Annotated in this window: 10 protein-coding genes; 5 read left to right on the top strand and 5 right to left on the bottom strand. The window is 40.4% G+C overall.

Going from position 1 to position 12808, the window contains the following annotated elements; translation table 11 throughout:
* Positions 1-38: 38 nt before the first annotated feature.
* Complete coding sequence (yidC, locus tag K0S23_RS02850) at positions 39-1991, top strand: membrane protein insertase YidC (RefSeq protein WP_300353947.1); 1953 nt, start codon at positions 39-41, stop codon at positions 1989-1991.
* A 93-nt stretch (positions 1992-2084) separates the two neighbouring features.
* Here the strand turns inward: yidC and K0S23_RS02845 are convergent, their stop codons facing one another.
* Positions 2085-3293, bottom strand: coding sequence for a hypothetical protein (locus tag K0S23_RS02845; protein ID WP_300353944.1), 1209 nt, complete (start codon positions 3291-3293; stop codon positions 2085-2087).
* 153 nt (positions 3294-3446) lie between these two features.
* Here K0S23_RS02845 and K0S23_RS02840 point away from each other — a divergent pair, with 153 nt between their 5' ends.
* Positions 3447-3998, top strand: a complete 552-nt coding sequence (locus K0S23_RS02840) for a hypothetical protein (RefSeq protein ID WP_300353941.1) — start codon at positions 3447-3449, stop codon at positions 3996-3998.
* On the opposite strand, the gene K0S23_RS02835 is transcribed toward K0S23_RS02840, so the two are convergent.
* Positions 3995-4480: a nuclear transport factor 2 family protein gene (locus K0S23_RS02835; RefSeq protein WP_300353938.1), complete on the bottom strand. Its 486-nt coding sequence runs from the start codon at positions 4478-4480 to the stop codon at positions 3995-3997. The genes K0S23_RS02840 and K0S23_RS02835 overlap by 4 nt on opposite strands.
* A gap of 58 nt (positions 4481-4538) precedes the next feature.
* Positions 4539-6113, bottom strand: coding sequence for a S8 family peptidase (locus K0S23_RS02830; protein WP_300353935.1), 1575 nt, complete (start codon positions 6111-6113; stop codon positions 4539-4541).
* Between the two features lie 100 nt (positions 6114-6213).
* Between K0S23_RS02830 and K0S23_RS02825 the strand changes: the two genes are divergently transcribed.
* From K0S23_RS02825 to K0S23_RS02815, 3 genes are all read left to right on the top strand, one after another.
* On the top strand, positions 6214-8802 hold the full coding sequence (locus K0S23_RS02825; RefSeq protein ID WP_300353932.1) for a S8/S53 family peptidase: 2589 nt from the start codon (positions 6214-6216) through the stop codon (positions 8800-8802).
* Between the two features lie 36 nt (positions 8803-8838).
* Positions 8839-9489: a DUF5606 domain-containing protein gene (locus K0S23_RS02820; protein WP_300353930.1), complete on the top strand. Its 651-nt coding sequence runs from the start codon at positions 8839-8841 to the stop codon at positions 9487-9489.
* Positions 9490-9568: 79 nt separating this feature from the next.
* The gene (locus K0S23_RS02815; protein WP_300353927.1) at positions 9569-11263 is read left to right on the top strand and encodes a M3 family oligoendopeptidase; all 1695 of its coding nucleotides are present in this window, start codon (positions 9569-9571) and stop codon (positions 11261-11263) included.
* Positions 11264-11297: 34 nt separating this feature from the next.
* Here the strand turns inward: K0S23_RS02815 and K0S23_RS02810 are convergent, their stop codons facing one another.
* Both K0S23_RS02810 and K0S23_RS02805 read right to left on the bottom strand, forming a co-directional pair.
* Positions 11298-12386, bottom strand: a complete 1089-nt coding sequence (locus K0S23_RS02810) for an acyltransferase (RefSeq protein ID WP_300353924.1) — start codon at positions 12384-12386, stop codon at positions 11298-11300.
* A gap of 18 nt (positions 12387-12404) precedes the next feature.
* Positions 12405-12794: an START-like domain-containing protein gene (locus K0S23_RS02805; protein ID WP_300353921.1), complete on the bottom strand. Its 390-nt coding sequence runs from the start codon at positions 12792-12794 to the stop codon at positions 12405-12407.
* Between the last annotated feature and the right edge of the window lie 14 nt (positions 12795-12808).

Here is a 12808-nt window from a genome sequence, read left to right as displayed (position 1 = left end):
GATGATTCGATTTAAATGAAGCAAATAAACAAAAACGAATGGATAGGAATACAGTTATTGGTCTTACGCTTATTGGTGCCTTATTGGTAGTGTTCACATACATGAGCCAGCCAAGTGAAAAAGAGGTTAAAGCCAAGCAGAAAGAGCAAAAAGAATTAGCAGAACAGGCAAAAAAGGATACTGATTCGACAGAAAAGGCGAATAAGAACAAACCAGTGCTTGTTGCTAAGAAAGATAAGGATGGGAATCAGATTAAGGACGAAAAAGGTCACTTGGTTTACTTCAATGAGAAGACAAAACAAGATACTACCGTTGCTCCTCGTGTAAAAGCTCCCACTAAAGTTATCGCAAAAGGAGAAATCGTTCGACTTGAATCTGAAAAACTGATCGTGGATTTTTCTACGAAAGGTGGTATTGTTTCTGCCGTTCAGTTGAAAGAATACGAATCCTATATGGATTTTGCAAAGAACGACGGCAAGATCACACCTCTTTATTTGTTTAAAGACGGGGATCATAAGAATCAGTTGATCTTCAATATTGCAGGAAATAAATATACAACCGGAAACAAAGAGTTTGAGATCGTTTCCAAAACGAAACACAAAGTTGTTTTCAAACACGATGTGGCTGACGGTTCGATCATTTATACCTATAATTTGAAAGGTGGGTATGATTTGGGATACACGATTGAATTGAAGGATTTGAATGGCAAGGTCATCCCGAACTCAGTCATGCTGGATTGGCAGATGGAAATGCTGCGTTCTGAAAGATTGCTTTCTGAGCAGCGCAAAGTTTCTACCATCTGCTATGAATCTGCCGACGGGAAACTGGATTGGAATAATGAAGTTGCTGAAAGCTATAAGGTTGCTGAGACAGATATGAAATGGGTGGCTTACAAACAAAGTTACTTCTCCTCTATCCTGGATGCTGACAATGGGTTCAAAGTAAAAGGAACGAAATTTACCTCTACGAATTATAAAGAGGGCTCAAAAGAATATTTTACACACATTCGCAAATACCGTTCGAAATTGAATTTGGGAATGCAGTCTGTAAAAGATGGTAAAGCAAGTTTTTCCTGGTATTTCGGTCCGAATGATTACCACACATTGGCTGCTTACGACAAAGACTATGACGATATCTTAAATCTTGGATGGGGTCTTTTCCGTTGGATTAACTTATATGCAGTACAACCGGTATTTACCTTCTTCCTGAATTTAGGTGTTAATGCAGGTCTGGCTATTCTATTACTGACAATTATCCTGAAATTGGTTCTAATGCCGGTTCAATGGAAAATGTTCGTTTCATCGGCTAAGATGAAGATCCTGAAACCACAGATCGATGAGATCAACGCGAAATATCCGAACAAGGAAGATGCAATGAAAAAGCAGATGGATATGATGGCACTTTATCGGGCATCAGGAGCCTCGCCCCTGGCCGGTTGTGTACCGATGCTGTTCCAAATGCCGATCTTACTGGCTGTTTTCCGCTTTTTCCCGGCAACATTTGATTTAAGACAGCGTGGATTCCTTTGGGCAGAAGATCTCTCTTCATTTGATTCGATTTGGGATTTCGGAACTTATATTCCGCTTTACGGTAATCACGTTTCCTTGTTTACACTATTGATGGCTGTAACAACCTTGGCTTATACGCATTTGAACTCATCAAACATGACACAACAGCAACAGCCGGGAATGCCGAACATGAAAATCATTATGTACATGTTCCCGATCCTGATGATCTTCTTCTTCAATAATTATTCTTCAGGTTTGAGTTACTATTACTTTATCTCAACTTTGATGACGATCATCCTGATGTTTGTGATTAAGAAATTCTTCGTTGATGAAGAAAAATTGAAAGCAAAAATGGCTGCAGCACAAACAAATTCTGCAAAGAAAGGTACGGCAGCACCAAAGAAGAAATCAAGCTTTATGCAGCGTTTGGAAGATGCTCAGAAAGCTCAACTGGAGCAAGCCAAAAACAGAAAGAAAAAATAAAATTCAAAAGCGAGATAACTAATCTCGCTTTTGAATTTAAAATAAAGGGATTATTACATGCAGGGGCGCGAGATTAATCGCGCCCCTGTTTTTTTAGCGTCCTCTGCCTCCTCCATTCGAAGGTCTGTTGACTGGTCTGTTTTGAGGCGTTTGCCGAATTGGTTGCGTTTGTCTTTGTGGCTGTGGCTGAACTCTTTGCGGAGCTTTCTCAACCGGTCTTGGCTGTGGTTGAACTCGCTGCGGACTTCTTTCTACAGGTCTTTGCTGTGGAGCCGTAGTCGGATTCTTTCTGGCAGGTTCAACCGTTCGGGTTGTTCCGTTGTTGGGTTTATTTGTTCCCCCATTGTTTACATTTCCCCGGTTGTTTGAATTGATCGGTCGTGGAGCCGACTGTTCCCGTTTCACATTTTTAGGCTCGGAATTCGTTGTCGGACGTGCAGGTTCTATTTTTTTTCCGCTTGTTCTGCCGGCATTGTTAACCGTTCCTGTTTTTCCCGGTTCAATTCTTCCTTTTGTTCCGTTCGCAGATTGCTTGTTCACCACTCGTGCTTTGTAAGCTGCTTGCTGAGGAGCATATCTTGATCTCACAGAAGGACTGTTGGAACTGTTGCGGGCATAAATACGGTGTGCGTTCGGGACGTGATAAGATGTAGTATACTGACACCAACCGTGGTAATAATATACACGTTGATAATACACGTAATAATATACCGGTCGCCATGGAGACCACCAGGAAGGATAATAATCCCAGTAATATGGGGAATACCATGGGTCATAAAAAGGATCGTAAATGTATTGAATACAAGGCCAATACCAAACGTTTACAAATACAATGACCGTAGGTGAATTGAGAGTAGCCGGACCGCGAGGTTTTTTAATCGCCCTCTCCTCGATCGGCTCCATAATTTTCTCTTCCCCATATAAGACTTCATTACCGATGATTTGCAGTTGTGCTTCGGAATCACTGCGTTTCTCAATAGCAATTGCCGCTACATCCTGCGTTTCTTTCTTATTGATCGGAATTTGAAGTAAAATAGCGTGATTGTCCCCGTCTTTATTGTCTACTACCCGAATGTAGTCGATGACATTATTTCCATCCAGGTCCAAATTGTTCACTCCGTTGGATTCTGTATTCAGTTTCTTTTCGAAGTCTTCCAGGTTTTTAGATTGTTTAAAAAGATCCAGTGCCGCTTGGAGATCAAAATTGTCTCCGGGCATTCCGGTACTGTCACTTTGCTGAGCGAATGTGCTGAATGATAAACCCGTTATCAAAATCAACCCCAAATTAACTAACCGTTTCATACTTTGGTTTTCAGTAAGTTATCAAAAATGGTGCTAGAACTCCGTGAACCTGAGCCAAAAAAAGTTAATGGGTGTCAAAGATATCTGCAGAATTGAAGAGCGAATTCTTAATACCTTTGTATTCGTGATTTTCTGTTTATTAACTTCGACCATATGATTCTTAAAATCCGCAATATAATGACAGTAATCTCACTGGTCTGTCTAGTTAGTTCATGCGTTTCTTGGAAGAAAATAGATCAGGTAATCAAAGGCGAACCTGTACCTCACACTTTTTCTACTTTGCGAATCTGCAATTACGCAATTCCTGATTCAATAGAACAACCACACCCTTACAATTCATTTTATACCCTAAATAAGATGAGTCTTTCGAGAAAAGACACCTTGACAAATTGGAAAGAAACCCTTATTCAGCTGGATAGCTTGGAGAGAGGTTTAATGGTGACTTTTTTCCTTAGGGACACTTTGGCAGATCAGTACTTCTTAAAAGGGAGATGGAAAAATAATTTCTTTTACGCTAAAAGGAGAATAAAAGCAAAAGGAATACCCCCGTTTTTTTTCTTTTACAATGAGAAATTAAGTGTGCTTGGAAATTACGGCACCCATTTAAGTCTCTTCCAATCTGATCTGAGAGCGGGAATGATTTTATTACTTTCAGCAGGAGGTCAGGATTACTATCGTGAACAGTATGGAATAAAAACACATTAATCCTTTACAGCATCGCGCAAGCGGATGAATTCCTGTATCTTATCATTTTCGATCAATACAGCCAGGTTATACTGACTGATCTTCCATTCTTTTCCTGTCTTGATCAAAACACCACTTCCCCTGCAATCTTTCATCCAGGTGTTGATCCGCTCGTCAAACCAGGCAGTTTTTCCGTCTTTGGAAATTTCAATGTGGCGCTCAATTTTCCGGAAGTCCCATCCTTTCCCCTGGTCGAAATAAGGTTTGCAGAATGCTCCGAACTGTTCTTTATTCCAGCGTTCCGTAGGATCTGTTCCCATGAATATAAAATTATCAGCCATGACCTGGAAGTAATTCGTATAATTAGCTTCAGCAGCAGCTTTGTGCCAACTGTCAATAAGTAGGTCGATTTTTTCTGTTTCACTTGGCTTCGGATTACTGAATCCGGAACTTATTAGGAAAAACCCGATGAAAAGGAACGGGATGAGTCTGATTGTTTTCATAAGCAAAAAAATACCGCCTCGGCCAAGCCCAGACGGTATTAAATATAAGAATATTGAATTATTTTTTAACTTTTGACTGGCACATTTTCACTGCAGCAGAGATGTCAATTACAGCACCTGTTGTAGAAAGTGTTCCAAAGTCAACGGATGTTCCTGTTCCCGGAGCAGGGATCATCGTTCCTTTATAACGTTTCGCCGAAGCAAGCATGATGTCTTTAATTTCCATCATTGTTAATGAAGGGAAATAAGATTTCAACAAAGCAGCAACACCTGAAACCATTGGAGCGGCCATTGATGTTCCCTGAAGGATTTTGTAATCACTTTGAGGTACAGTATTGTAAATTTCAAATCCGGGAGCAAAGATGTTTACCTGGCGTGAACTGTAATTTGAGAAATTGGCAGCCAGGTTCTTTTTATCTCTTGTAGAAGCACCAACACATAAATATAGGTCCAAAGGTTTTGTTTGGAATGAATATTCATTTGTAGGGAAATTCGGATTCTCATCTAAGTTTACTCCGTCATTTCCTGCAGCATGAACCAACAAAACTCCTTTGGATTCAGCGTAGAGCATTGCATCGTATACTTCTTTCTGGTGTTTTGAGTAAGCTTTACCGAAAGACATGTTAATAATAGAAGCTCCGTTGTCTGCAGCGTAGCGGATTGCCAAGGCAACATCTTTATCCTGCTCATCACCGTCCGGAACTGCGCGTAAGGACATTAAACGAATGTTTTCGGCAACACCGTCACCACCCAATTCATTATGTCTTACTGAACCGATAATTCCACCTACATGTGTACCATGTAATGCGTCAGGTCCTTCTACATCACTGTTTCCGTAACGAACATCATTAAAATCATCCGGATTATCTCCTACGAATTGACGATCGTTGTATTCCATGTTCAACTGGTAGTTTGCGCTTGCATCCAAATGCTGAATACCTTCTTTAATCGCTTCTTCAGACAATTGTCCGTTTGCAATGTATGTCCCCAATTGTTTTAATTGAAGATCCTGAGGAGATTCTGCTTTCCATTCCTGAACATCTTTTTCAGTGAAGTTTTCACCTAATTTCTCTACCAGTTTTGCTTTCAGCATAGGAAATGCTTCTCCCAACTGAGTATATTGCTCTAAAGCAGAAAGATTTCCTTCTCGCTCTGTTTCAATTTCTTTTAAAAGCCCTTTGTATTTTGTATAATCTGCCTTTTCTGCAGCTGAAATATCAGATTCCGATTTATCTTTGAATTTTGCATGTAATTCAGCACAAATTCTGGTTTTTTCCAAACGTGCATAGTTCTGGTTCTGCCCGTCAGGACTTCCTAAGAAGTTCCACCCGTGAACATCGTCGATATATCCGTTTTTATCATCATCCATCCCGTTATTCGGAATTTCATCATCATTTGTCCAGATTTTTCCTTGTAAATCTTTATGCTCAATATCAATACCCGAATCAATTACCGCAACAACAACAGTTGTTGATTTTTGCTTCTTCAGACTCGAATAAGCTTTTTCAGTATTCATCCCGGGAGTTGGGCCATTATACCAGTTCTTTACTTCTTCAGTTTTCTGACCATAAATAAAATTCATTACACCAACAGAAAACAGGGCAAATGACAATGTGAGGATTCTTTTCTTCATGCTATTAATTCTTTTTTTGACAGGAATACAATTCCTTTTAAACAAATATCTTAATTTGCAGAAAGATATTTAGAGTATTCTATATTAAAGGTTAAAAAAAATGTTCATAGGAAAACTACTACAACAAGCGGTGAAAGTAAATAAAATATTATTTATAGCGGGATTAATTTTGATTAATTCGGTTCAGGGCCAGGCACAAACCGATAATTTCCGGTTCAGAAAATTATTGGAGGAACAAGCAACTGTCCCGACAGCTTTTGCCATTGCAAATTCAGGGAATTTGGATGCCCTGCTGGCTGTAAAAGAGATTTCTGTGAAACAGGTAACCAGGGAATGGATCTTTGTCCAGGCAAGCCCGGAGTGGATCAAAAAGGCGATGGATTCCAAACTGATCAAGTCTTTTTACCTGGAGTTCTCAGTTCCAAAAGCTTTAAATGACTCTACTTTGGTTAAGCATTTCGTGAAACCTGTTCACCAGGGACTGGGCGGTTTGCAAACCCCTTTTACCGGGAAAGATGTTATTGTTGCGTTTGTTGATCAGGGCTTGGATTATAATCACGGGGATTTTAAAGACAGTAGCGGAAACACACGCGTTCTTTATTACTGGGACCACACACTTCCGTTTGATGCTCTTAGAACTCCCCAGCCTTACAATTACGGACAGGTTTGGACTGCCGCTGATATCCAGGGTGGAACCTGCGGAAGCATGGAAGAATCCTCTGCACACGGAACTTCTGTTGCCGGTGCTGGTGTTTCAAGCGGATTGGCAAACGGGCAGGAAACCGGAATGGCTCCTGAAGCCAAAATAATTATTATCGAAACAAATTTTAATTTACCCAACTGGACAATGACTGTTGCAGATGCCTGTGATTTTGTTTTTAATAAAGCGGATGAACTGGGTCTCCCTGCTGTGGTCAATTTATCTGTTGGTTCTTATTTGGGAAGTCATGACGGAACCGATCCTGCCGCTGTATTGATGGACAACTTACTGGACGAAAAAGACGGACGAATCATTGTTTGTGCAGCCGGAAATTCAGGTTCATGGGGGAAATACCATGTTCATGGGGATGTAGACACAGATACTTCCTTTGTTTGGGTAAAACCGAATCCTGGAAGCCAATTAGGACCAAACACCGTTTACCTGGATCTTTGGACTGACCTTTCAGATGCTACCTGGGACTACTCTTGGGGAGCTAACCTGGGAAGCGGAAGTTTCGAGGAACGTGCCGAATTAATTTACAGAGCTGCTGCTACCGGGGTTGGAACAGTAATCAGGGATACTTTGTGGAACGGTGCTAACCGGATTGCAACTTTGGAGATCTACCCTGAAATTGTAGGCCCGAACTTGCATCTGGAATTTTATTTCAATAATGTGGATTCTACCGATTACCTCTATGCATTTAAAACAAAAGGATCCGGAAATTACGACGCGTGGAGCGGTTCATCAATCATCGCATTGAATGATATGCTTACGACCGACTTGCCTTCCGCTGCCGTATACCCGGATATTCAGCATTATAACTTACCCGATTCCCTACAAACAATTGTTTCTTCCTGGAATTGTTCACCGAAAGTGGTTACTGTGGGAAATATGCGAAACAGATTCGGACATATCGATAATAATGGAAATCTGTATCAACCCAATCCACCGAATTATACTGCGGTTGGTCAGCTGACACCTGCATCTGCAAAAGGACCTACAAGAACAGGCTTAATCAAACCGGATGTGGTAGCTTGCGGTGATATTTCATTAAGCGCCGGGCCGTTTTGGCTCTTAAATGATCCTGGTCTGAACTCGGTGATTTCCAACGACGGACTGCACGTTCGCAATGGAGGAACATCTATGGCTTCGCCGGTTGTTGCGGGAATTGCGGCTTTGTACTTACAGAAATGCAGTAGAGGAAATTACCAGAGTTTCCTGGATGCAATTCACACTACTTCTTATACCGATGGATTTACGGGTACAATTCCGAACAACGCATATGGATACGGTAAAATTCATGCATTGAACCTGATGCTGCAGTCTAATTTCACGAATACGATCACGGCTGATTTATTATTCTGTCCGGGAGACAGCGCGATCTCTACGGCTTCAATTCCAAATTACTCGATTCAGTGGATGAACGGGGACACAACCTTCAATTCTGCATTAACTGCCTCGGAGGATGTTTATTTCACTGCTTACGACCAGAATGGCTGTGTTTCTTATTCCGATACACTTGCAGTAGTTGCTTTATCTGCCCCACCCGCTCCAACACTTTATGTAAACGGAACTTTACTTTCTACAGACCCATATCCAAGTTTACAGTGGTATGAGAACGGAACTTTAATTCCCGGTGCAACAAATACCACTTATACCATCACTTTACCTTCATCATCATTCTTTACAGTTTCAAGAACCAGCACCGATGGATGCGAAGTTTTTTCACAACCTTACAATCCTTCGTTAGGAATTGATGAATTAGCTAATGAAATACATGTTTATCCCAATCCGACTTCAGGTGGTATAACAATTGATGCTTCCATTCCGCTAACAAGTATTCAAGTAGTTGATGTTCAAGGAAGAACGGTAAAGGAAATTAACGATGGAAATCACGAAATCTCAATTTCAGAGCTGGAAAAAGGTACATATTATTTAATTATTCACACGGATGTTCAATACTTTCAGGTGAAAATTGTGAAGAATTAAAAAGAAGCCGTATTTTTGGCGCAAATAATTAATCGAATGAATTTAACAGGTATAATTGCTATTTCAGGAAAACCAGGACTTTATAAAGTATTGGCACAAGGTAAAAACAACATCATTGTAGAATCTTTAGAGGACAAAAAACGTGTTCCGGCATATGCTTCAGACAGAATATCTGCTTTGGATGATATTTCTATCTATACCTATGACGATGACAAACCGTTAAGAGAAATTTTCACTTCGATTTTTGAAAAAGAAAAGGGAAAAGAAACCATTTCTCATAAGGAAGATCAAAATAAGTTGAAAGCTTATTTGATTGAAGTGTTGCCAAATTTCGACCAAGAGCGTGTATATGCTTCTGATATCAAGAAAATTTTCCAGTGGTATAACTTATTGCATAAAGCAGGTGCGTTAATCCCTGACGAAGAAGTGAAGGAAGATGCTGCAGCTACAGAGGCTCCTAAAGCTAAGAAAACTGCTAAAGCAAAAGAAACGGATGCTCCTGCTGCTGAAGCAAAAGCAAAAGCACCGGCGAAAAAAGCTCCTGCTAAAAAAGCAGCTACCGCTACGAAGTCTGCAACTGCAGCTAAAGCCCCGGCTGCTGCGAAAGGTCCTGCAAAGGCTGCTGGTAAAACAACAAGTGCTAAAAAAGTGGCTGCTCCTAAAACAGGGTCGTCAAGAGGTAAATAATTATCCGAATATTTCATAAAAAGTTGGGGCGCGATTAATCGCGCCCCAACTTTTTTATCCCTTTTTATATTTTTGTAGTATGAGAAAATTTGTTTCAGCCGACTTCAAATGCGAAAGTTGGAAATCCGTAGAAATGTACCTTTTGGATCTTCAAAACAGGGATATTTCTTCAAAAGAATCCTTTAAAGAATGGTTGTCTGATAAAAGTGAACTGGAAGCTCTTTTGGAAGAAAATATGGCGTGGCGCTATATTAAAATGACTATTAACACGCTTGATGAAAAACTGACGCAGGCATACCAGTTCTTTGTAACTGAGATTCAGCCGAACCTCGCTCCTTTTGAAGATTCACTGAACCAAAAGATGATGGCCTCTCCTTTTGTCAAAGAATTGGCTGCAGACAAGGCTTATGCTATCTATTTCAGAGGAGTCCAATCTGCACTGGAATTGTTCCGGGAAGAGAATATTGCAATTGAAACGGAATTAAATACCCTGAGCCAACAATTCGGAGCAATTTCGGGGAAACAAATGATTACCTACAAGGGAAAGGAATTAACTATGCCGCAGGCTGCGAATTTTCTCAAAGATCCGGACGAATCAGTTCGCAAAGAGGTCTATGAACTCATCACGGCGCGTAGATTACAGGACCGCAATGCATTGGATGATCTGTTCAATCTTTTGATCAAACTGAGAAATCAGGTTGCAAAGAATGCAGATTGCACGGATTACCGCGATTATAAATTCAAGGCGCTTGGAAGATTTGACTATACAGTTGAAGATTGCCTGGCTTTTCATGATGCAATAGAGAAATTGATTGTTCCGATCGTGAAGCAGCTGAATTTGAAGAAACTGGAAAAATTAGGAAAACCCAAATTAAAGCCGTGGGATACGGAAGTTGATCCGGATGGATTGGCTCCTTTAAAACCATTTGAGAACGGAGAAGAGTTACTCGATAAATCCATTGCCGTTTTTGAAAAGCTGGATGCTTATTTCGGTGATTGCCTGAAAACAATGAAAAGCGGGGGCTTTTTAGACCTCGATTCAAAAGTGGGGAAAGCACCGGGAGGTTACAACTACCCGCTTTACGAATCCGGAATTCCATTTATTTTCATGAATGCAGCCGGTGCTCAAAGAGATTTGACCACGATGGTCCATGAAGGCGGTCATGCGGTGCACTCTTTCCTGAGCCGGGACCTGGAATTGACAGGCTTTAAGTCTTTGCCTTCAGAGGTTGCAGAGCTTGCTTCCATGTCTATGGAATTACTGACTATGGATCTCTGGTCTGAATTTTACACCGATGAGAATGATCTGAGACGCGCTAAATTGGAACAGTTGGAGTCTGTAGTGAAAGTTTTGCCGTGGATCGCACAAATCGATGCATTCCAGCATTGGATCTATACACATGCTGATCATTCAACTGCCGAAAGAACGCAGGAATGGTTGAATTTGAGTAAACGCTTTGGAACCGGATTGGTTGACTACGAAGGTTACGAAGCAGTTTTGGAAAGTTCTTGGCAAAAACAGTTGCATTTGTTTGAGGTCCCATTCTATTATATTGAATACGGAATTGCTCAATTGGGTGCTTTGGGTGTTTGGAGTAATTATAAAAAGAATCCGGCTAAGGCTTTGACCGATTATAAAAACGCGCTTTCATTAGGTTATACAAAGTCGATTCCTGAAATTTATGAAACCGCAGGATTGAAATTTGATTTCTCACAAGCTTCATTGGAAGATATCAGTAAAAACTTGATGGATTCGATCAACGAATTGGGTTAAAACGACAACGGTAGGTAGGCGATTAATCGCCTACCTACCGTTGTTTTATAATCTTTGTTTCTACAAAATGATAGAAGATTCGTTTAAACCATTTTCCTGCTGGTTTTTCTACCAGGAATGTTATTCCTGCTGCGACCAGAATACATGCCGGCAGTGCAATTAAAAATGCTGCGATGTAATAATTTATCCCCAGCTTCATCAGGTTAGGGATCAGGAAATAGATCGAAAAGTATTGGTGGATTAAATATAGTGCGAAGGATATTTTCCCCAGGAACAAAGTGCTCCGATTCACAATAAACCGCAGCTTTCCGAATACAAAAAGAAAGAACACGAGAAAATATACAGCCAGTACAGCTTTGTATTCCGGATGTGAGATGTAATAGTTTGCCCTGCCTGTTTTCGTGAATAACAATACTTGCAGAAAGTAGCAACCGATTATCAAAAGGATGTTCAGAACAAAATTCGTGTCTTTGGTAAACAGGCGATAGAACAGAATTCCCGAAACAAATAAAGGCAAAGACTGAGCCAGGGGAAAATTCTTAAAGTAAGCCATTGAGAAAGGCTGAAACCAGTGGAATTCGGTTAGTATTGTTCCGAGAAGAATTAATGGTATCAGAAAGGCAACAGCATTCTTTAATGATTTCGTAAGGAATAAATAAAGCATGACCAGGTAGAAAAGCATTTCAATAATCATGGTCCAATACGGTCCATCCAGGTCTTTGACCCCGAAATAGCTTTGAAACATTGTTAGATTGTAAAGGAAATCTTTTATCGGCAAGGGAACTTGGGGTTCAAAGTCAAAAAAGTATTTATTGATGACGATAACGGTAAAAGTAAAAATAACGGAAGTCCAGTAAGTTGGATAGAGCCGGCTGAAACGATTAATAACGAATTGATATCCGTATTGAATCCGATCCAGGCTCATTGTGATCACAAAGCCGCTGATAATAAAGAAGAGGTCTACTCCTGTGACTCCAAATTTGGTAAATGCCAGTAATTCCGGCTTTAGTAAGGAGAAATGAAAGACCAGTACAACAAGCGCTGCAATTCCTCTCAACGAATCAAGTTCCCGGATACGGCTGATTGAATCATCTTCTTTGATGGAAGAAACAGCAATCGTCATTTAAAATCAGATTTAGAGTTATGCCCCGATCACTCTTCTCAAGTCACTGATCTGCGATTCCCAAAGGCGAACAATTTCATCTTTTTCTGTTCGTTCAGCAAAGTCAGAAACAGTCAGAATAACCACTTTCGTCATTGGGTCGATGGTATATTTCATTTCAAAGAAGGTTTCCAAATCATCTTCCTCATCGTTCAACCATTGCCATTTAATGTATTCTCCCGCTTTCTTGGAAATTAATCGCGCTTGTTCTTCACTTCCATCCCAATGAAAGGTATACATATCATCTTTTACAATAACATCATCAGCAAACCATTCGCTCAATCCGTCAGGTGTAGACAGTAATTTATCCAACACCTTCGGAGAGGTTCTCAATACATATTCTAATTCGAATTGTTCCTTTTTTGTCATAGTAGTTTAATAAT

Origin of the sequence: Fluviicola sp., assembly GCF_029266855.1 — a bacterium.
Classification (GTDB): Bacteria; Bacteroidota; Bacteroidia; order Flavobacteriales_D; family Crocinitomicaceae; genus Fluviicola.
The sequence above is the reverse complement of the archived record's forward strand: the minus strand, read 5'-3'. Positions and strand labels throughout refer to the sequence as shown.

Excerpts from the sequence above, each read along its gene's own strand:
- K0S23_RS02810 (WP_300353924.1), bottom strand. The coding sequence starts at position 12,386 with ATGACGATTGCTGTTTCTTCCATCAAAGAAGATGATTCAATCAGCCGT.
- K0S23_RS02825 (WP_300353932.1), top strand. The coding sequence starts at position 6,214 with ATGTTCATAGGAAAACTACTACAACAAGCGGTGAAAGTAAATAAAATA.
- K0S23_RS02845 (WP_300353944.1), bottom strand. The coding sequence starts at position 3,293 with ATGAAACGGTTAGTTAATTTGGGGTTGATTTTGATAACGGGTTTATCA.
- K0S23_RS02835 (WP_300353938.1), bottom strand. The coding sequence starts at position 4,480 with ATGAAAACAATCAGACTCATCCCGTTCCTTTTCATCGGGTTTTTCCTA.
- K0S23_RS02805 (WP_300353921.1), bottom strand. The coding sequence starts at position 12,794 with ATGACAAAAAAGGAACAATTCGAATTAGAATATGTATTGAGAACCTCT.
- K0S23_RS02820 (WP_300353930.1), top strand. The coding sequence starts at position 8,839 with ATGAATTTAACAGGTATAATTGCTATTTCAGGAAAACCAGGACTTTAT.
- K0S23_RS02840 (WP_300353941.1), top strand. The coding sequence starts at position 3,447 with ATGATTCTTAAAATCCGCAATATAATGACAGTAATCTCACTGGTCTGT.
- yidC (WP_300353947.1), top strand. The coding sequence starts at position 39 with ATGGATAGGAATACAGTTATTGGTCTTACGCTTATTGGTGCCTTATTG.
- K0S23_RS02815 (WP_300353927.1), top strand. The coding sequence starts at position 9,569 with ATGAGAAAATTTGTTTCAGCCGACTTCAAATGCGAAAGTTGGAAATCC.
- K0S23_RS02830 (WP_300353935.1), bottom strand. The coding sequence starts at position 6,113 with ATGAAGAAAAGAATCCTCACATTGTCATTTGCCCTGTTTTCTGTTGGT.